The 20,254-nt window shown below is 69.5% G+C and carries 15 protein-coding genes and 1 pseudogene; 9 read left to right on the top strand and 7 right to left on the bottom strand.

The annotated features are described in order from the left end of the window. On the bottom strand, window positions 1-1,727 hold a 1,727-nt coding region (locus AC1DMN_RS13380), incomplete at its 3' end, for a CgeB family protein (protein ID WP_477384384.1). A gap of 87 nt (window positions 1,728-1,814) precedes the next feature. Between AC1DMN_RS13380 and AC1DMN_RS13385 the strand changes: the two genes are divergently transcribed. Continuing rightward, on the top strand, window positions 1,815-2,714 hold the full coding sequence (locus tag AC1DMN_RS13385; RefSeq protein WP_477230785.1) for a glycosyltransferase family 2 protein: 900 nt from the start codon (window positions 1,815-1,817) through the stop codon (window positions 2,712-2,714). Beyond that, window positions 2,704-4,521: a glycosyltransferase gene (locus AC1DMN_RS13390; protein ID WP_477230784.1), complete on the top strand. Its 1,818-nt coding sequence runs from the start codon at window positions 2,704-2,706 to the stop codon at window positions 4,519-4,521. The genes AC1DMN_RS13385 and AC1DMN_RS13390 overlap by 11 nt, the downstream gene beginning before the upstream one ends. Window positions 4,522-4,663: 142 nt before the next feature. On the opposite strand, the pseudogene AC1DMN_RS13395 reads toward AC1DMN_RS13390, so the two are convergent. Beyond that, a pseudogene (locus AC1DMN_RS13395) lies at window positions 4,664-5,650 on the bottom strand (NAD-dependent epimerase/dehydratase family protein); the annotation flags it as partial. Window positions 5,651-5,972: 322 nt separating this feature from the next. On the opposite strand from AC1DMN_RS13395, the gene AC1DMN_RS13400 reads away from it, so the two are divergent. The 3 genes from AC1DMN_RS13400 to AC1DMN_RS13410 are packed head-to-tail and all read left to right on the top strand — an operon-like array spanning window position 5,973 to window position 9,417. Beyond that, window positions 5,973-8,276: a chitobiase/beta-hexosaminidase C-terminal domain-containing protein gene (locus tag AC1DMN_RS13400; protein ID WP_477384386.1), complete on the top strand. Its 2,304-nt coding sequence runs from the start codon at window positions 5,973-5,975 to the stop codon at window positions 8,274-8,276. Then, window positions 8,273-8,872: a hypothetical protein gene (locus AC1DMN_RS13405; protein WP_477230780.1), complete on the top strand. Its 600-nt coding sequence runs from the start codon at window positions 8,273-8,275 to the stop codon at window positions 8,870-8,872. The genes AC1DMN_RS13400 and AC1DMN_RS13405 overlap by 4 nt, the downstream gene beginning before the upstream one ends. Further along, a complete protein-coding gene (locus AC1DMN_RS13410; protein ID WP_477230779.1) occupies window positions 8,872-9,417 on the top strand; it encodes a hypothetical protein in 546 nt (181 codons plus the stop codon). The genes AC1DMN_RS13405 and AC1DMN_RS13410 overlap by 1 nt, the downstream gene beginning before the upstream one ends. A gap of 19 nt (window positions 9,418-9,436) precedes the next feature. Here the strand turns inward: AC1DMN_RS13410 and AC1DMN_RS13415 are convergent, their stop codons facing one another. After that, window positions 9,437-10,783 (bottom strand): hypothetical protein, encoded by a 1,347-nt coding sequence (locus tag AC1DMN_RS13415; RefSeq protein WP_477230778.1) that lies wholly within the window; start codon window positions 10,781-10,783, stop codon window positions 9,437-9,439. A 200-nt stretch (window positions 10,784-10,983) separates the two neighbouring features. Between AC1DMN_RS13415 and glf the strand changes: the two genes are divergently transcribed. Genes glf through AC1DMN_RS13435 form a run of 4 tightly spaced genes read left to right on the top strand, consistent with a single transcriptional unit; the run spans window position 10,984 to window position 15,759 of the window. Next, on the top strand, window positions 10,984-12,120 hold the full coding sequence (gene glf, locus AC1DMN_RS13420) for a UDP-galactopyranose mutase (RefSeq protein ID WP_477230777.1): 1,137 nt from the start codon (window positions 10,984-10,986) through the stop codon (window positions 12,118-12,120). Further along, the gene (locus tag AC1DMN_RS13425; protein ID WP_477230776.1) at window positions 12,117-14,186 is read left to right on the top strand and encodes an acyltransferase family protein; all 2,070 of its coding nucleotides are present in this window, start codon (window positions 12,117-12,119) and stop codon (window positions 14,184-14,186) included. Before glf ends, AC1DMN_RS13425 begins: the two co-directional genes overlap by 4 nt. A 38-nt stretch (window positions 14,187-14,224) precedes the next feature. After that, complete coding sequence (locus AC1DMN_RS13430) at window positions 14,225-15,019, top strand: ABC transporter permease (protein ID WP_440732325.1); 795 nt, start codon at window positions 14,225-14,227, stop codon at window positions 15,017-15,019. Continuing rightward, window positions 15,019-15,759, top strand: coding sequence for an ABC transporter ATP-binding protein (locus AC1DMN_RS13435; RefSeq protein ID WP_477230775.1), 741 nt, complete (start codon window positions 15,019-15,021; stop codon window positions 15,757-15,759). The genes AC1DMN_RS13430 and AC1DMN_RS13435 overlap by 1 nt, the downstream gene beginning before the upstream one ends. A 70-nt stretch (window positions 15,760-15,829) precedes the next feature. Here AC1DMN_RS13435 and AC1DMN_RS13440 read toward each other — a convergent pair whose 3' ends face one another. From AC1DMN_RS13440 to AC1DMN_RS13455, 4 genes are all read right to left on the bottom strand, one after another. Beyond that, window positions 15,830-16,423, bottom strand: a complete 594-nt coding sequence (locus AC1DMN_RS13440) for a hypothetical protein (protein WP_440732323.1) — start codon at window positions 16,421-16,423, stop codon at window positions 15,830-15,832. Then, window positions 16,423-17,397, bottom strand: a complete 975-nt coding sequence (locus AC1DMN_RS13445; RefSeq protein ID WP_441976699.1) for a glycosyltransferase family 2 protein — start codon at window positions 17,395-17,397, stop codon at window positions 16,423-16,425. The genes AC1DMN_RS13440 and AC1DMN_RS13445 overlap by 1 nt, the downstream gene beginning before the upstream one ends. A 113-nt stretch (window positions 17,398-17,510) precedes the next feature. Further along, the gene (locus tag AC1DMN_RS13450; protein ID WP_477230774.1) at window positions 17,511-18,806 is read right to left on the bottom strand and encodes an O-antigen ligase family protein; all 1,296 of its coding nucleotides are present in this window, start codon (window positions 18,804-18,806) and stop codon (window positions 17,511-17,513) included. Then, entirely contained in the window at window positions 18,803-20,209 is a 1,407-nt protein-coding gene (locus tag AC1DMN_RS13455) for an O-antigen ligase family protein (protein ID WP_477384388.1), read from the bottom strand. Before AC1DMN_RS13455 ends, AC1DMN_RS13450 begins: the two co-directional genes overlap by 4 nt. Between the last annotated feature and the right edge of the window lie 45 nt (window positions 20,210-20,254).

Here is a 20,254-nt window from a genome sequence, read left to right on the forward strand (position 1 = left end):
GCCTTCAGCGGTATGACCACGGCCGGACGCGCGATCCCGCGCGCCGTGCCGACGAAGACGAGATCGTCGCCGCGCACGGCTCCCGTGGGGCGGAATCTCGTCGCATCCGTGCACTGAAGGAGTGGCTCGATCGGCGTGCCGAACCGCTCGGCCGCGTCCTTCGCCCACGCCGCCGAACCTGCGACCACGCGGTCGTATCCGGCGACCTCGTCGGCGGAGATCTCGTCGGGGTGGCTGATGATCCAGAGCAGTCGGTGCGGGGCGCCCGGCGCCGGCAGCGGATGCGGTCCGCGCAAGCTCAGGACGACGTCGTCGTGCTCGGACGACGGACGGTTCAGCGCCGTGCGCGCGTCGACGGCGACGTACTGCCCGAGCCGTTCCAGGGCGGCAGCGAGGGAGCGCGCGAAATGCGTCTCGCCCCAGGATTCGCCGCGCGGTCCTGCGGGAGCGGCGGTCTTGATCGCCCAGCGCAGACGCGGGGCGCTGCTTCCGTCCGGAAAAACGAAGGTCCCGCGGTCCGCCGCATAGCGGGGGTGCGTGCCATCAGCGGCGGTGATCCATCCCGCACGGCGCAGGCCGCGCGGCGCGACATCGAGCAGAACCTCGCCCGGATGTTTCGCCGGAGACGGGACTCCGTCGGTCTCGGCTCCGATGACAGCCTCGTCCAGGAGCGTGCGTGGAGGGCGGACATCCCCGGTGATGCTCGCCGCGACCGGGGAGTCGAGGGCTGCGACACGGAGTTCGACTCCCACGGCCACGGCGTCCTCCCGCGGGAATCCGCGCAGCGCCCGGTAGGCGTGCCCGTCCTCCACGAGGAGGCCAGCCGAGGACACGGCGCCGGTGGGCGATATCCACACGGGCGCGACGGGACCGAACCGCGCGGCGTGCGCAAGGCGCTGGATCGTCGCGCCGGTGATCTCGGCCCCGGGGATGCGACGGACGATGACGGCGCCCCGAGCCGGTGCGACAGGATCCGCGTCCTCGCTCTCGACGACGCGGATGCGCGCGTCTCCGAGGGAGAGAAGACCCGCGAGCATGCGGACGTCCCGCGGCGCCTCGGCGACCTCCAGGACCAGGCCGACACCGGCATCCCCTACGTCATCGGGCTCTGCGTCGCGCAGCACTCCGAGCGCACCGCGCAGGCCCTCGCCGTCGGCATCGCCGGCATCGAGCCGCCACCGCAGCACCGTGCCCGGCGGCGGTACCTCCGTGCTCTGCGGCCGAGCGCTCGCGGGCTCGAGGGCCGCCGCGCGGAGCATCCCGAGATCCGCGGTCGCCCCGCCGCGGAGACCGACTGCGCCGCCCGCGCGCAGCCCGCGCCAGGCGCTGCCGAGCACACCGCCGGGGTCCTTGCGCCAGGATGGATCGGACCGCGCGTGCGCGGGTGCGTCCCAAGCGAGGGTGGTCTCGATCGCGGCCTGATCGGCGATCAGATACGCGTACATCGCGGGGACGCGGTCCGAATCCGGGAGCTGCGCCGAGACGAGACGTTCCGAGAACAGCGGATTGAGCGTCAGCCCGGAACGGAACCCGCCGTGGACGTAACGGCGGATCGCCTGTCGCTCGGTGACGGCCCGTCCGAGCTGGCGGGAGACGAAGTCGGCGTCCACCACGTCTGCGCGCCGGATCGTGCGGGCCCACCAGAACCGGTCCACAGCGGTCAGCAGGGTGCGCAGAACGGGCAGGGAGCGCGCGGCGCGCCAGAGTCCTCGGAGGCGGTTCAGCACGTTACGGAGTCTAGGCGTTCACGGGGACGCACCATCCGGGGATGGTAGCCTTCGAGCATCGAAGCCCCAGTTCCCACAGGAGATCTCTTGCCTGAAACGTCCGCTCGTGTCGGCATCGTCGTCAGGACCAAGGACCGGCCGATCTTCCTGGAGCGGGCTCTGCACGACATCGCGCGACAGACCTTCGCCGACTGGTCCGTCGTCGTGGTGAACGACGGCGGAGACCCCACACCCGTCGATCGGATCCTCGCCGCACTCGAGTCGGAGCTCGGCGCGCGGGCCTCCGTGATCCATCGCACCGAAGGCCTGGGACGGTCCGCGGCCGCGAATGCCGGTGTGCGGGCGCTGTCCACGGAGTTCGTCGTCCTTCACGATGACGACGACCTTTGGGCGCCGCATTTCCTCGCCGATTCGGTCGCCTGGCTCGACCGTGCTCCCAAGGACGCGGGAGTGGTGAGCCGGACCGAGATCGTCTACGAGCGCATCGACGGTGATCGGCTCGAGGAGACCGGGCGCGAGCCGTTCTGGGGCGAGATGACCCGGATCACCTATGCTGACATCCTTCAGGTCAACAGGTTCGTCCCGATCGCCTATGTCTACCGTCGCGCTCTGCATGACGAGGTCGGCCTGTACCGCGAGGACGTGCACGCAGCCGAGGACTGGGAGTTCAACCTCCGTGTGCTGCGGCTTCATCCGATCGGCTACCTCCGCGGCCGGGTAGGCGCGTACTGGATGCAGCGTCGCGGCGTGGACGGGATCCTCGGCAACAGCATGTTCGTCCTGGCCGACGAGCACGACCATTTTGACCGCATGATCCGCGACGAGGCGCTGCGAGCCTTCGCGGCGACGCACGGCGACGGGTTGATGCTCTACCTGTCCCGCTACATCCAGGACGAGGTCGAGCGCCAACTGTCGGAGCGTGCATCCCTCGGACAGCGAGCCACCGAGGTCGCGCGACGAGGATGGCGCCGTTTCCGTGGCCGCTGAGACCGGCGTCGTCGCGCAGCGGGTGGTGTTCCCCGTGGACGGGATCGCGGCTGAGGCCGCGCCGCTGTATCTGCGTGGCTCCGCGGCAGTGGAGGGCCGTCGCGCAGTGCGGATCCCGGCCCGGCAGCGTGCGTCGTTCGCGACGTACTTCAATGCCTTCCCCGCGGGGATCTGGGCGTCGGTCGCCGGGATCGACCGCGTGGCTCTGCACCTGCGGGCGGAGGGCGAGGGAGTGCTCCGCCTGCGCGGTATCACCGCCGACGGCGTTCCGCACGCGCTCGCCGAGGCGCGAGGCGACGGACTCCTCTCTCTCGACACGGGGTCGTTTCCGGAGGGCCTCACCTGGGTCTGGCTGGAGGTCGAGGCCGGCGCGAGCCCCAGCCGGGTGATCGATGCCGAGTGGCTGGTCGACGCGCCGACGCGTCCGGTGCGGATCGATGTGGCCATCACCACCATGAACCGGGTCGACGACTGCGCTCTGCTCCTGGATGCGCTGGGCGATGCCGAACTTGCCGGCACCCTGTCACACGTCGTCGTCGTCGATCAGGGCTCGGATCCGATCGGCCCGCATGCGCCGCGCGAACGGTTGCGCAACGGGACGCCGCTGCGGGTGCTGGTGCAGGAGAATCTGGGCGGATCCGGAGGGTTCAGCCGCGGCATGATCGAGGCGCTCGGCACCGGTGCGACCCATGTCCTGCTGCTCGATGATGACGTGCGGATCGAGCCCGAATCGATCCGGCGTCTGCACGTGCTCGCCGCGACGGCGACCGATGACCCGTTGCTCGGCGCCCAGATGCTCAGCATGCTCGAGCCCACGGTGCTCCATTCGATGGGGGAGCGGATGGACCGCTCGACGATGTGGTGGCACTCCACCGAGCCCGAGCTCTCCGCCGCGGATCTCGCCTCGCATCCGCTGGAGAGCACGCCCGGACTGCGGCGCTTCCGTCCGGTGGATTTCAACGGCTGGTGGATGTGCCTGGTGCCGACCGCCGTGGTGCGCTCGCTCGGGGCGTCCCTGCCGCTGTTCATCAAGTGGGACGACGCCGAATTCGGTCTTCGCGCCGCGGCTGCCGGGCACCGCACCGTGACGGTGCCGGGGGTGGCGCTGTGGCATGTGCCGTGGACGTCGAAGGACGATGGACTGGACTGGCAGGCCTATTTCCAACTGCGCAACCGGCTGGTGACCGCTCTCGTGCACGATCGACGTCCTCGGCGGGTGCTGAGCGCGACTTGGCTGCAGGACGTGAATCATCTGCTCTGCCTGCAGTACGGATCCAGCCGTCTGCGCAACGCCGCTCTGGAGGACGTCTTGTCCGGCCCCGAGCATCTCGCGGCGACGCTGCGTGGCGGCAGGGCACGGGCTCAGCGGATCCTGGCGGAGGCGGGCCAGGCTGTGCGCCCGGACGGGGACGCCGACGCACCTGCCCCGCTGCGCGACGAGTCCGCGCCGCGCGGTGCTGTCGGGCAGGCGCGGCGGCTGGCGCGCGTGGTCCTGCATCAACTCGCGCCGGTCCGGGCGGGCAGCAGACCGGCCGAGTCCGTGCCGAGGACGTCGGGCAAATGGTGGCGGCTGGGGCTCGCCGACGAGGCTCGCCTGCGCAGCGCGTCCGGGAGCGGGTACTTCCTGCTGCGTCGCTCGCGCCGGCGGGCCGGGGCGCTGCTGCGGCGCTCGGTGGGGCTCCGGATCCGGCTGTGGTGGTCCTGGCGGACGCTGTCGCGCCGGTATCGGGACGCCGCGCCCGAGCTCGCGGGGGAAGACTTCTGGCGGACGGTCTACGCCGGCAGCGAGCCGACCTCGGTMATTTGAGGAGCTTCCGCTCCGCCATCTCCTTGAGGGAACGCTCGTACCCGTCGGGCTCGATGGGCTCGCTGAGCACCCACTCGGCGAAACGCTTCACACCGTCCTCGAAAGCCACGGTGGGACTGAAACCGAGGACTTCGCGCAGCGCCGTCGTGTCCGCGACGTTGTGGCGGATGTCGCCGAGACGATAATTGCCGGAGACTCGCGTCGGCACCTCGGTTCCGTACGCGGCGAACAGTGCTGCGACGACCTCGTTGACGGAGGTCGCCACCCCGGATCCGACATTGAGGATCCGGCCTGCGGCCGCGGGTGCGGTCGCCGCGAGATATGTCGCCTCGACCACGTCGTCGATGTAGACGAAGTCGCGGCTCTCCTCACCGTCCTCGAAGATGTTGATGTCCTTGCCCTGGCGGATCAGCGTGGAGAAGATCGACAGGATCCCGGTGTACGGGTTCTTCAGCGACTGCCCAGGGCCATACACGTTCTGGTAGCGCACAGAGACCGGCTCGACGCCGATCGTCGGCGCAACGGTCATGATGAGCGACTCCTGCATCTGCTTCGTGATCCCGTACACCGACGACGGGTGCACGAGGGCCGTCTCGTCGGTCGGGATGAGCCGCAGTTCACCCTCGCCCCGCACGTGGACATCGAAGTCGCCGACGGCCATGTCGGCATCGCTCCGGTGCTCGGGGTACACCCGTCGGCCGTCCGCGGTCTCGTACGCCCCTTCGCCGTAGATGGACCGGGAGGATGCGATCACGACGCGGCGGACGGAGTTCTCCTCGTTGGTGAGGATGTCGAGGAGTTTTGCGGTCCCGCCGACGTTGGCGTCCACATAGCGGTCGATCTCGTACATCGACTGGCCCGTTCCCGTCTCAGCCGCGAGATGGATCACGACGGTCGCATTCCGAAGGGCGCGTCGCAGATCCTCCTTCGAGGTCACCGTGCCGACGATCACCTCGGCCACTCCGTCGAGGGAGCGCAGCAGCGGTGACGTGGTGGCGGGGTCGTCGCCGTGCACCTGCGGGATGAGCGAGTCCAGGACGGTGACGGTGTGACCGTCGCGAACGAACCGCGCGGCCAGGCGGGTGCCGATGAATCCGGCTCCGCCGGTGATCAGGACGTGTTCCGACATCGATGCTCTCCTCGGGCGTTCGGACGGTGCGCGGCGGTGCTCGATGCATCGGGCCGGCCTCGGCTCAACTCCGCGAAGACGCGCCGACGTCGACTTTAGCGCAGTGCCGTTCGCCGATCGGGATACGCGCGACAGGAGCGATCTCCGCAGGGGAGTTCTGCTCGAGGTTCGACAAGACTAGTATTTCGTTCACACGGGGGGTCATCACCCGTTCCCCCCGGCGGGCGGCTGTGGGAGTTGCCCGGGACACTGGGGACACTGGGGAAGCGCCATGGGGCGTCAGGCGATGTTTGGCGATCGCGCGAACACGCGACGATCCGGCGTGCGCACGGCCGCGCTGATCACGGCCGCGCTCGCGATTCTGGCGTTCTGCGAGTTCAGCATCGCGGATCCGGTCGTCGCGGCGTCGCCGGTACAGATGATCGCCACGGGCCTCACCGCGCCGCGCGGGGTGGTCGCGGACCCCGCGAGCCGGCTCTGGGTCTCGGACGCGGCGAAGGGGTTCTGCCGCCTGAGCGCGCCGTCCGGATCGACCCCCGGCGCCATCGAGGCCACCACGTGCCTCGGGGCGGCGAGCGGCAACCGAGGTCCGAAGCTGCCGGGCCAGGCCGCACTGCTCACCTCGTCGGCGGGGACGACCGTTCTCGTCCCGGACGCGGCGAAAGGCGCCGCAGGTGTCATGCGCGCGCAATGGAACGCCGGAGCGGGAACGTTCTCCTACCGCGACACCCTCACCATCTTCGGCGGAAGCTCGGCGCCCGCCGCCGTCGCCGTCGGCGCCGACGGACACGCGTACGTGGTGCTCGGGGGCGCGCGCGCGATCGTGCGCATCGTGGACCCGGCATCACCGCAGCCGACTGTGGAGACCGTCGGTTTCACCGCCGCGACGGGAAACCGGGCCGTGGTGGCGGGGACTCTCGGGACGGCCGGTGTGCCGCTGTACGTCGCCTCGCCGACCGGAGTCGCGGCGTTCTCGGTCCCCAAATCCGGTATCGGCAGCGGCGGTCCCGCCAAGACGTTCGCCGTGGTCGCATCGCTGAGCCTTGCGCTCGACGCGACCGGGGCGACGGTGTACGCCGGCACGGGCGGGGCGACGACGGTGGGCGGCGACACCATCGCCGCGATCGACGTGGCGAGTGGTCAGATCACCGCGAACTGGGCGAGCGGGTTCACGCGCGTGGGCGGCATGGCCATGCAGGGCACTGGCATCGCGGCCGTCGACAGCGGCTCCGTCGCCGCCTCGCCGGGAGCCACGGGCTCGGCGTATCTCGCGGGTGCGATCCTGCCCGTGATCGCCGCCGGTCCGACGGCGAAGGAAGGATCCGCAGCGGCGGATCCTCGGTACACGAACAACCCGCAGCCGTCGTTCACCGTCGCGTTCGCGGGCGGGGGCGGGCTGCAGTGCGCCTTCGACGACGCGAACTGGTTCATCTGCAGCCCGGGACCCGTTGCCGCGCCGGCGCCGCTCGCGGACGGCACGCACAGCTTCAGCGTCCGAGCAGGGAGCACCGGAACGCCGGCGCGACAGACCTTCACCGTCGACACTGTCGCTCCCGCGGCGCCGGTCGTCACCGCGCCGGCGAACGGTGTGACAGTCGGAGCCACGACGGTGCTGCAGGCGTCTGCGGAGACCGGTGCGGTGATGCGATGCGCGATCGACTTCGCGTCGGCGGCGGTGTGCACCTCGGGTCAGACGCTCACCTTCACCACGTCCGGCTCGCACAGCGTGCACGTGACGGCGACGGACGCGGCCGCGAACACGAGCGCGGAAACGCTCGTCACGGTAGTCGTCGATCTGACTCCGCCCACCGTGACGATCAGCGCCCCCGCGGCCGATGGCACGTCGTTCACGGGCACCGCGTCGTTCACCTTCGCCGCGCAGCCGTCGGCGGGGACGACCTTCGCCTGCGGCATCGATTCCGGTGCGGCCGGCGCATGCACCTCGCCGGCCGCGTTCACCGGGCTGTCCGCCGGCACGCACACTTTCACGGTACGTGCGACCAGCAGTCTCGGGAACACCGCAAGCGCCTCGCGCACGTTCGTCTTCGTCGTCCCGACGCCGACCGTCGTGACGGCGACGCCTGCAGGCGGGGCCTACCCGGCCGGTCAGCAGATCTCGCTCGCGATCACCCCGGCCGGCGGCGTCATCCACTACACGGTCGACGGCTCCACGCCGACGAGCTCGTCGCCGATCTACGGCACCGCGCTGACGCTGAACCAGGCGATGACGCTGCAGTACCTCGGAACCGACGCCCAGGGCGGCAATCCTTCGGCGGTCGTCACGCAGAAGTACACGATCGCCGTGCCGCCGCCTGCCACGCCCGCCGCCCAGGACTTCACCTCGGACCACTTCAACGACGTGCTGGCGGTGACCTCCGGGGGCGTGCTGTGGCTGTACCCGGGTAACGGCGCCGGCGGGTTCCTCGCGCCGAGCCAGGCCGGGACCGGCTGGGGCGKCATGACGGCGGTCTTCACCCCCGGTGACTGGAGCGGGGATGGTCATCCGGATGTGCTGGCGCGGGATGGGTCGGGGCGGTTGTGGCTGTATCCGGGTGATGGTTCGGGCGGTTGGGGTTCGCCGGCGGTCATCGGCACGGGCTGGGGCGGAATGGTGGTGCTGCTGTGAGCCGTGACCTCGGCGTCCGCCGCGAGCACGCCGCCTTCGCGCTGATCCTCGGCTGCCTTCTGGCGCTGACCGCCTGCGGCGGTGGCAGTGGGGGTAGCGGATCCGCGACCGCGTCGCCCGGGATGGGCACGTCGACACCCTCGGAGGCGCCCACGCCCGCTCCCACCCCGGCGCCGACCGACGACAGCACGCCCGGACCCGGTCCGACCGGCCCCGGGGATGGCGGACCTTCGTCGCCCGGAGACTCCCGCTTCATCCTCGACTGTGTCGCCGTGGACGGGGCCTCCGCGCAGTTCGCGACCCTCGCCGACGCATGGGCCTCGCCGGACTACGTCCGCATCACCGGCTGCACGGCAGGGCCCGCGCGCGACGACGTGGTGCTGACGCCGGACGAGCAGCAGGTCGCGGCGCTCGTCGACGGCGGAGCCGATCCGCTCACGGCGTTCCTGCAGGCTTTCGCGGCCTGTGTGCGGATCCCGCCCGACCGGATCCCGGAGCAGCCGACCGGGCTGCTCCGGGGCGTGCAGGCGCTGTGCCCTAAGGCGCCCGAAGCCGGCCTCGTCTCGTCGGCGCTTCAGGACAGGGGGGACGGCTGATGGACGCGCCGGGGCCCGACGCGGGGTTCTCCCGTCGGCAGTTCCTGCACGCGGCGCTGTGGAGTGTGGCGGCGCTCACCGGACTGGCGCTCACCGGCGCCCATCCCGTGGCGGCCTCGGTGCCGGTGCCTCCTGGTGCGGTCGGACCCCCTGCGCTCGTCCTGGATGGAAACCCGCGCTTCCAGTTCCAGCCGATCACGCCGGTCTCGGATCAGTTGCGGCTGGGGAGCCTCCACGATGTCTGGGCGAGCTCGAACTACATCACCTACACGGACTGCGTCGTGACCTATGTCGGAGGCGGCGACTTCGTCCTCACCGGTGAGGAGCAGGCGATCGTCGATGTCATCGCGCAGGCGGGAGGCGACGTCTCGGATGGGCGCGTGGCCTACCTCACGGCGGTCGCGGCGAGCACGCGCATGGATCCGCGCCGCCTCGCGGCTCGCCTGGCGGAGCTCGGCGCGCCTATTATCCGCGGCTCGCTCGCACTGGCTCCGGACGCCCCGCAGGCGCGTCTCTTCCTGGACTGGCTCTCCGCGAACGGCTGATCAGCCCCGGGGTGAACGATCAGGCGAGTTCGGCGGCGATCGCGTCGATGAGCGCGGACTGCACCCCGCTCGGGCTGGCCTTCAGGTGCGCGATCTGCGGGTACACGGTCATGCTCCCGCCGGCGATGCCGGGGAAATCTGGATCCCATCCCCCGGCGTAGCTGCCGTACACGGAGATCGGCGGGAGAAGAGCATCCGACGGTATGTAGCAGTCGACCTCGTTGGCGTAACCGCCCACGAAGATGTTGCCGGGACCGCTGTACAGGTTGCGGAAGTACACGGCGTAGCCGCTCACGATCTCACTGCCCACGAACACCATCGGGAGGACGGTGTCGCCGTAGATCTGCCAGACCTGCAGCGGCGTCGTGATCGACGTCGCGACGTCTCCTTCATCGATGCGCGCGATCATGGACTGCGCGTGCCGCACGTACCACGCGGGCAACCCCTGAGGATTCGCCGTCCGGGTCACGAAGGCGGCGCGCACCGCGGCGAGGTTGGCATCGTTGACCGTGATGTCGAGGGGGAGGTCGACGCTGGTCAGGTCGGTGTAGATCGGTCCGGTGAGGGCGCGGCCCGCGGAGCCCGCCGCGGTGCTCACGATGCTGCCGAGGCTCGCAGACAGCTGATTGCGCAGCGACCATCCGGCGAGTCCGATCGGGTTCTGGTCTCCGGCGGGACCGGGAAGGAACTGGGCGAACGCTCCGGTCGCCGTCTCGATCGCGGCACACGCTCCCGCGGGCCAGTCGCCGTCCCAGCGCGTCTGGCCGCCGGCGCTCACGGGGTGACATCCGTAGCTGAACAGCACCACTGCGGGCTTGCCGCCGCTCTTGCGCGCGGTGAAGACGGGAACGGCTGTCTCCGTGTAGGGGAGGCCCTCGCGGTTCGCCGAGAAGTTCGCGGTCGCGACCTTGTAGTCCAGAGTCACGCTCGTCCGGGTGGCCGCGAGAGCGTTCTTCACGACCTGCACCACCTGGTCCTGAAGCCAGCTCGTGTAGGCGTCGATCTGGTCGAGCACGGAAATCCCGTAGGCGATCCACGGGTCCAGCAGACGGCCCACCACAGGCCCATTGTGCGTGTGCGTGGCGGTCAGAACCAGATCGGCGTCGGACCAGCTGGACAGGGCCCTCAGGCGGGGACGCAGCGACTGGTGGACCTCGGGTGGGATCCCGAGCAGGTCGAGCGAGACGATCCCGTTGGGGTAGCCGTCGTCCCAGAGGATCGTGCATCGCGCCATGAGCGGTTGCGCGTAGGGGGTGTCGCTGTCGATCACGCGCACATCCGACTGGGCGCCGTAGCCGGCCATGTACGGGTTCATACCGGCAGGCGGAGTGATGCTGATCTTGCCCGTGCTCACCTTGAAGACCATGCCGAAGGCTCCTCACCGAGCGAACGGACGCGCAGCGTCGCGTCGTCCCCAATGCCGCGCACCAGCGCTCCGATGCGCGTGTTCAGGAGGCCATTCTAGAGCCGCTGGGCGTTCTCCGTCCCCGTGCTCGTCAAGCAGTTTTTCGGCAACCGCGTTCTAGAATGGGGAGTTCTTGCCGTTTGCACACCCGAAAGGTGCTCATGGATATCCTCGTCGTCGGGTCGGGTTTCTTCGGCCTCACCATCGCCGAGCGCGCCGCTGCGGCGGGTCGCAAGGTGACCGTCATCGACCGCCGCCATCACATCGGCGGGAACGCGTACAGCGAGGACGAGCCCACCACCGGCATCGAGGTGCACCGTTACGGGGCTCATCTGTTCCACACGTCGAACCCGACGGTGTGGGAGTACGTGAACCGGTTCACCACCTTCACGGACTACGTCCACCGGGTGTATTCGACCCACAAGGGCGAGGTCTACCCGTTGCCGATCAATCTGGGCACGATCAATCAGTTCTTCCGCGCCGCGTACACGCCCGACGAGGCGAGGGCCCTCATCGCCGGGCAGGCCGGCGAGTTCGATGCGCACGAGGCGAAGAACCTCGAGGAGCGCGGGATCGCGCTGATCGGACGCCCGCTGTTCGAGGCGTTCATCCGCGACTACACGGCGAAGCAGTGGCAGACCGATGCGCGCGAGCTGCCCGCGTCGATCATCAGCCGGCTCCCGGTGCGGTACAACTACGACAACCGCTACTTCAACGACACCTGGGAGGGGCTGCCGACCGACGGATACACGGCGTGGCTGGAGCGGATGGCGGATCACCCGAACATCGACGTGCGGCTGAACGTGGACTTCTTCGACGAGACGCAGCCGCTGAGCAAGAAGGCGACCGTGGGCCAGTTGCCGATCGTCTACACCGGCCCGGTGGACTGCTACTTCGACTACGCCGAGGGCGAGCTGGGCTGGCGCACAATCGATCTGGAGCAGGAGGTGCTGGACACCGGGGACTTCCAGGGCACCAGCGTCATGAACTACCCGGACGCCGACGTGCCGTACACCCGGATCCACGAGTTCCGGCATTTCCACCCCGAGCGCGCCGACCGCTACCCGAACGACAAGACGGTGATCATGCGGGAGTTCTCCCGCTTCGCCGAGCGCGGCGACGAGCCCTACTACCCGGTGAACACCTCGTCCGACCGCGAGGGTCTGCTGGCCTACCGCGAGCTCGGGAAGGGCGAGAAGGACGTGCTCTTCGGCGGTCGCCTCGGCACGTACCAGTATCTGGACATGCACATGGCCATCGGATCCGCCCTGTCGATGTGGAACAACCAGCTCGCATGACGCTTCACGCGGAGAGTCGTCGCAGCCGCAGGGCCGCAGCCACCGAGCGCGGCGCCACCGCCGGGTCGACGTCGGGCTACCGTCCGGACATCGACGGCCTTCGCGCCGTGGCGATCCTGCTCGTCGTGGTCTACCACGTCTGGATCGGGCGCGTGTCCGGCGGCGTCGACATCTTCCTGATGATCTCCGCGTTCTTTTTGACCGGATCCTTCGTCCGCCGCATGAGCACCGGACGCCCGCTCGCCGTCGGCCGGTTCCTGCTGAGCCGTTTCCGGCGGCTCCTGCCCGCGGCGGCGGTCGTGCTGGCGGCGACGCTCGGTGCGGCATGGCTCCTGATGCCCCAGACCGCGTGGCCGCAGCTGTGGCGACAGGGGTGGGCGTCGCTCGGGTATTTCCAGAACTGGGTGCTCGCGGCCGAAGGTGTCGACTACTACGCGCACAAAGCGGTGCTGGCCTCCCCGCTTCAGCACTTCTGGTCGCTGTCCGTGCAGGGGCAGGTGTTCGTCCTGTGGCCGCTGCTGTTCCTGCTCGGTGCGCTCGTCGTCCGGCTCCTCAAGGCGCCCCCGGCGCTCGTGATGGGCGTGCTGTTCGGCGTCGTGTTCGCCGTATCGCTCGCGTTCTCGGTCTACGAGACGGCGACGCTGCAGTCCTACGCCTACTTCGATACCCGCACGCGGCTGTGGGAGTTCGCCGCCGGATCTCTGCTCGCCCTGGTGCTGCCCGTTCTGCGCGTGCCGCGTCTGCTCCGTGCTCTGCTGGGCTGGATCGGGCTCCTCGCCATCGTCGTGTGCGGGATGGTCATCGACGTGCGCGGCGGGTTCCCCGGGTATCTCGCGCTGTGGCCGATCGTCGCGGCGTCCCTGGTGATCGTCTCCGGCACGCGGACCGATGGCGTATCCGGCGCGGGTCCGGAACTCGGGCCGAGCCGCCTGCTCGCGACCCGGCCCGTGCTCGCGCTGGGACGGGACGCGTACGCGCTTTACCTGGTGCACTGGCCGGTTCTCATCCTATGGCTGACCTGGCGTCAGCAGACCAAGGCATCTCTGCTCGATGGCGCCGTCATCATCGCGCTCTCGCTGGTGCTGGCACGCCTGGTCACGCTCTGCGTCGAGCGTCCGCTGCGGCTCGGGGCAGGCGATCGCGGGGTGCTCTGGCGCAACGTCCTGGTCATCCTGTGCAGCGTCGCGGTCGTCGGCGCCGTCCTCGTTTCGTGGCARTGGGGGGTCACCAGTCGCGCAGCGGCCCAGCAGCAGGCGCACAAGAGCGCGTATCTCGGTGCCCTGGGCGAGCCTGGGACGACGAAGAACGACGGCATTCCGATCATCCCCGGGGTGAACACGCCGGACGACGAGAACTGGACCCAGCTCGACCGCCCGTGCGAGGGCAGATTCGCGTCGGCGGCGGAGCTCGTTCAGGAGAACTGCCGGCAGACCTCGAATGCCGCGAAGGCGAAGCATGTCGTCGTGGTCATCGGCAACTCCCATGCGCAGCAGATGACGGCGGCGGTGCAGGCCGCGGTCTCCAAGAGCGGCTGGGGAGTGGTGATGATCTTCCGGCCGTGGTGCTCGCTCGCCGCGGATCATCCGGTCGCCTCTCCCGAGGACCGCTGCGACGAGTGGCAGCCGCAAGCCATCGACCACACGGTGTCCATCCATCCCGATGCAGTGTTCACCATCGTGACGGCGGCCGCGATGGACAGCCCGGATGAGCAGGTGATCGCCGGGCTGGACGACCTGCTCGACACCTTCGACGGGGCCGGGATCCCGGTCGTCGGCATCCGCGACAATCCGCGTTCGGCAGTGACCAACTACTTCACCTGCGCCATGGAGCGCTCCGAGTGCGACTTCCCGGTGGAAGGGGCTCTCGCCGCCGAGAACCCTGTGACCCCGTATGCCGATCGGATGACCCTGGTGGACTTCACGCCGACGCTGTGTCCGGAGGGGCTCTGCCGGACGGTCATCGGTCACCTGTCCGTCTATCTCGACATGAACCACATCAGCGCCCAGTTCGCGAAGACCCTCGGGCCTGAACTGCGCCGACAACTCGGCGACGTGCTGCCGCTATGACCGCGGACGGCACCGCGCCGCCGCCTAGACTCGGAACTGTGAGTCACACGACGGCCGGCGCACCCGGAACGCCCCGGCGCTACTTCCACTCGCTGTGGCTGCTGTCGGCGCGGGACCTGCGGGTGCGATACGCGACGAGCGTGCTCGGCTACCTGTGGTCGGTGCTGGATCCGCTGGTGATGAGCGCGATCTACTGGTTCGTGTTCACGCAGGTCTTCCATCGCGGTCAGGTGGGGGAGCAGCCCTACATCGTGTTCCTCATCACGGCGCTGCTGCCCTGGGTGTGGTTCAACACCGCGGTGGGCGAGTTCACCCGCGCCTTCAAGAAGGACGCACGCCTGATCCGCTCCACGGCGATCCCCCGGTCGATCTGGGTCGTACGCGTGATTCTCACGAAGGGCCTGGAGTTCACCTTCGCGATCCCGGTGCTCGTTCTCTTCGCCGTGTTCGCGGGAGCTCAGGCGAACTGGTCTCTGCTGCTGTTCCCGGTCGCGATGATCTGGCAGACCGTGCTGCTGTTCGGCCTCGGGCTGCTGGTGGCGCCGCTCTGCGTGCTGTGGAGCGATCTCGAGCGCACCACGGCGCTCATCCTCCGGGCCCTGTTCTACATCTCGCCGATCATCTACGGGTTCAAGGATCTGCCGCACGAGCTGCACTTCCTCGGCGCCCTGAACCCGCTGTCCGGCATCTTCATGCTCTACCGGGTGGGGTTGTTCCCGGGGCAGTGGCAGCCCGAGCCCGTGATCATCGGCGCCGTCGTCACCGTGGTGTTCCTCGCCCTCGGTCTGCTCACGTTCCGCTCCCTCGAGCGCGACGTGCTGAAGGAGCTGTGATGACCCAGCAGCACTCCGCGATCGAGGTCGAGGGGCTCGGCGTGCGGTTCCGCCTGGGCCGTCGCGGCCGGCGCAGCTTCAAGGACCTCTTCGCCGGCAAGAACCGGCGGAACCGTCCCGGCGAGTTCTGGGCGCTGCGGAACGTCTCCTTCACCGTGCGGCAGGGCGAGGCGATCGGCGTGGTCGGCCGCAACGGCCAGGGCAAGTCGACGCTGCTGAAGCTCGTCGCCGGCGTGATGCTGTCCGATGAGGGGCAGGTGCGCGTGCAGGGCGGAGTCGCCCCGCTGATCGAGCTCACCGGCGGCTTCGTGGGCGACCTCACCGTGCGGGAGAACGTGCGGCTCACGGCCGGGCTGCACGGGATGGGGCGCGCCGAGATCGCTGCGCGCTACGACGACATCATCGACTTCGCCGAGCTGGAGAAGTTTCAGGACACCCCGTACAAGCACCTCTCCAACGGCATGAAGGTGCGCCTGGCGTTCTCCGTGGTGTCCCAGCTGGAGGAGCCGATCCTGCTCGTCGACGAGGTTCTCGCCGTGGGTGACAAGGCGTTCCGCGAGAAGTGCTATCAGCGCATCGACGAGTTGCTCGCCGACGGCCGCACGCTGTTCTTCGTGTCGCACAACGAGAAGGACCTGCGCCGGTTCTGCACGCGCGGCCTGTACCTGGACAAGGGCGGGCTCGTGCTGGACGCGTCGATCGGCGAAGTGCTGGACCGCTACAACGCCGACAACGCCTGATGCGACCCTGACCGCGCCTGATCGGCGCGCTGAAGGAAGCCGGTGACGCCCTCGCCGGGACCGGATCCGATCAGAGTCCGACGAGCGAGCGCAGCTGACCGAGCGCGGCGCGCGCGTCGACCAGGGGTCCCGATGGGTCGGATCCACCGGCGTAGGCCGAGCGCAGTGACTGCAGCCGGGCGGCGTAGGCGTTCACGGCTTCGCCCCATTGCGTCGCGATCGACGCGGGCGCGGGCTGGCCCGCCAGGTTCTGCGCGTCGTTCTGCAGCGAGTCGACGATCTGCACCGCCATGTCGCCGCTCTGGTTCTGCACGAGGTCGAGGCCGGTGGATGCGTCGTCGAGTCGCGGCTGCACCTGCGCGCGGAACTGGTCGACGGAGGGATCCGGCACCGGAGGCGGCGAAGTGGCCGGTGCGGTCGGCAGATCGGTCGGAGGCGTGGTGGGAGTGGGGGATGCCGTGGGCGTCGGGGTCGCCGTCTTCGACGTCGTCGGGCTCGGGGTCGGCGCGGGAGTGCCGTCGCCTCGCGGGATCAGGAACAGCACCACGACGGCCGCCACGATCAGCACCGCCACGATGAGTCCGATGATCAGGGCGATGCGGCCGCCGCGCTTCTTCGGCTCCTCGGGGAAGATCCAGACAGCTTCGGGCTTCTGCTCGCTCATCAGTCCTCCAGGGCCGGCATCGGGCGCCAGCTGCGGTCGCGGCCGATCTTCCCGCCGTCCCGCAGCCCGCGGAACAGGTTGCTGGTGCCGCGCACGGTGCGCTCGACGAACACCAGGCGGATGAGTTCCTTGGCGAAGGTCATCGAGGTGCCGAGGGCGAACAGCACGGGGTTGTACACGTCATGCGCGCGGTAGTACTGCTTCAGGTACGCGCGGTTGCGCATGATGTAGTAGCGGTAGGCGTTGCTGGACGCGTTCATGTGCCGCACGCCCATGTCCCACTGCTTGATCTCGCGGGTGCGCCGCAGCACGAACTCGTCCACGATCACGGCCTGGGTGCGCCGCGAGGCGAGCCAGCCGTACATCTGGTCGTCCCAGTAGATGAAGAACCGGGGATCCGGAAGCCCGATCTCCTTGACGATCGAGCGGTGGATGAACATGCCCTCGAAGCAACCGCTGTTCATCGGCTTGAACCCCGTGGCGTCGAAGCCGGCAGGAGCGAACGGGATCGGGATGCCCATGCGCTCCGCGATCCGGTACTGCCAGTAGAACGCGCTGCCGTCGTAGTCGTAGCGGCGCCCCTGGATGCTCTTGAAGCGCGGCGCCCATGCGCCCATCCTGGCGAGACCGTCGGGCAGCACCTCGACGTCGTCGTCCATCATCCAGATCCACTCGGATCCCAGCTCGTACGCGGTGCGCATGCCCTCGCTGAATCCGCCGGATCCACCGGTGTTCGTCTCCAGGCGCCGGTACACGATCTCCGCGCCGATCCGCGAGCGGTAGGAGTCGACGACGTCAGTGGTGTCGTCGGAGGAGGCGTTGTCGATGATGACGACGCGTCCCGGCTTCGGGTCCATCTGCACGATGCTGTCCAGCAGCCCCGTCAGCAGGTGCGAGCGGTTGTAGGTGACGACGACGATCGTCGCGGTGGCCGGGTCGAAGCCGGCGGCGGCGTTCTGCGGGTCAGGGGTCACGGATGTCGCTCCAGAGAAGGTGAGGGGAGGCCTCCAGCCTACCCGCGGAAGCCCGGGCAACCCTGCGAACGCGTGCGCGCGCCTCGTGCTTGTCCGAGGTCGCAGCCCGCATCTCAACGATCCGGCAGCGGTGTCGAACTCGTCTGCACGGCGTCGATGTTCTCCCGCCAGGACCGTGACTGGCCGGCGCGCAGGGCGCACAGCACGAGCAGGAACCAGCCCGCATTGACGATCGTGAAGCTCTCGAACACGGAGTCGACGGCGAGCGCGACGAGCACCAGCGGCGCCCAGGCGTAGACGACCGAGCGCCGTACGCTCGCGACCAGCCAGGAGCGCACGAGCGCGATCCCGCCGAGCAGGCAGAACAGCAGGAAACCGCCCGCCCCCACCTGCAGGAGGACATCGAAGAAGGCGTTCAGAGCGCTGCCGTGGTGATCGCTCGTGAAGTAGTTGATCGAGTTGAACGGGTACAGCGCGTCGCTCCACAGGCCGAACCAGCCCCATCCCTGAGCCGGACGCTGCTGCACGTAGGGGGAGAGGGTGCTCCACAGCTCGACCCTGGTGTTGAAGTCGCTGCCCGCGTCGAGCAGCGCGACGATGCGGTGCCGGAAGATCGCGGTCGTGATGAGCGCCGCCAGCACCACCCCGCCGATCGTCCACTGCAGCGGGCGCCTCCGTGCGACCGGAGCCTGGCGCACGATCACCAGTGCCACACTTGCTGCGCCCACGACGGCCGCGAGCACGAGCACGGTGGGGGAGGCGGAGAAGAGCGCCAGGAACCCCGCCAGCACCACCGACGGGATGGCGATCCCGGCCGACAACGACTGCGAACGCCACTCCACCACGAACGTGATGACGGCGATGACGGCGATGAGTCCGAGCATGTTGCGCGTGCCGAAGAGTCCCTGGACCGGACCCCCGGCGGCGATCTCGCCCTGGATGCCCAGGAAGCGGAACGGCATGTCCAGCAGGACTCCGCTCATGATCTCGGCGACCAGGGATGCGCCGAGCAGGATCCGCAGGGCATCGCCCAGTGCACGCACGGTCTGCAGCGTGTCCCGGATGTGGCCCACGACGACCGCGATCACCGCGTATCCGGCGAGGGCGGCCCAGGCCTTGAGCGTCGCCGTGGACGCGGTCGACCACACCGCGCTCGCGAGCGTCCAAGCGAGGAACGCGAGCAGGGTCGACGGCGCGATCCGCAGCGGGCTGAGCTCCTCGCGGCGCACCCACAGGATGCCGACACCCGTCACGCAGAGCACGGCGATGATCGTGTTGAGGGTCGCGGGCGAGGTGAACGCGGAGATCGCGAACGATCCGAACACGCTCAGCAGCGCGCAGGTCGTGTAGGCGCGCGCCATCTCGACCGAGGCGAGGGTCCTCGCCAGGCGTCGCCGTGGAGTGGTCATGCCGCCTGCCGACGCGACTGCGGCGGCGCGCCCTCGCCGGGTCCGGATCCCACGAACGGCGAGATCTTCATCTTGAACGACAGCATCACGAGCAKCAGCCAGCCCCACAGCATGATGGGCGTCGACTCGGCAAGCCCCAGCACGAGCAGCATCCCGGCCAGCACGGTCGGCAGCAGTGAAAGCGCCGCGTAGGGGCGGTCCCGCACGAGATCCCAGCGGGGGCGGTCGACGGCGAAGAACCAGGCGCGCCACGCGAATGCGAAGAACGCGACCGCGATCAGCAGCACGCCGACGATGCCGAGCTGGAGGAACACGTCGAGCCACATGTTGTGCGCCATGAACACGGTGATGCGGTGGTCGATGATCCAGTCGTGGAACGCCGGATCCCACGGCACCCAGGGGGAGGAGAAGCCGTTGCCGAAGACCGGATGGTGCACGGCGCGCTCCCACACCTTGCGCCAGATCTCCAGGCGCCCGGTGAGGTCGGAGGACTTGCCCAGCGCGCCGAACAGCGCGTCGCGGGCGAACCAGACGGCGGCGGCGCCGGCAACGGCGACCGCGGTGAACGCGGCGTACAGCCGGCTGCGGGCGCCCGGTGTGCGTGTGCGCCGCATGAGCAGGGCGGCTCCCAGCACCAGCACGCCGACCGCGAACGACGCGTACGCGGTAGCGGATCCGGCTCGCAGGAAGAAGAACGCGGCGAGCGCGATCCAGACCAGCAGCGCCGGCCGGCGCCGCGCACCCTGCGCGTACAGCAGCGCGAACACGACCAGAGCGAACGCGCAGAGGATCCCCAGCGTGTTCGAGTTGCCGACGATGCCCTGCACCCGGCCGCCGTCGAACAGATCGCCGCGCACCCAGTACCARTGCGGATCCGGCTTGCCCGCGGGCAGMTCSGAGAAGAACGGSAGCAGCGGATGCCGCAGCACCACCGCGACCCACAGCTCGAGCAGCAGCGAGAGACCCAGGATCCACTTCAGCGCGCTCGAGAGCGCTCGCACGATCTCATGCCAGCTCAGCGTGAACGCGATGAACAGCGCGACGACGGTGATCGCCGCCTGCAGCGTCCAGGTGAGCAGCGTCGCCCACGGCCAGCCGGACCAGAACACCGAGAGCAGGGCGAGGGCCGTGTAGCCGAGGGCCGTCCACGGCATCCGTCGCCACGGGAACCGGGCCGGACGCGCCAGGGCGATGCGGGGGATCGCGAGCCCGAGCGTGCCGAGCAGCAGCACGCCCAGCACGACGGCCGCGCCGTCCACGCCGAGCAGATTGAAGACAGCGGTGTGCGCGAACACGGAAAAGAGCAGCAGCACGATGTGCGCGCGCAGCAGCAGATGCCGGGTGGACTCGCGTGCCGGAGCGCTCGGCGGAGGGGCCGTGGAGAGTCTGGAGTGCTGCGCCATCGTGGTTCAGAGTACCGCCCGCACCTCGGGACTTCGGGAGCGCCG

Source organism: Microbacterium sp. 01T413_2 (genome assembly GCF_056398985.1).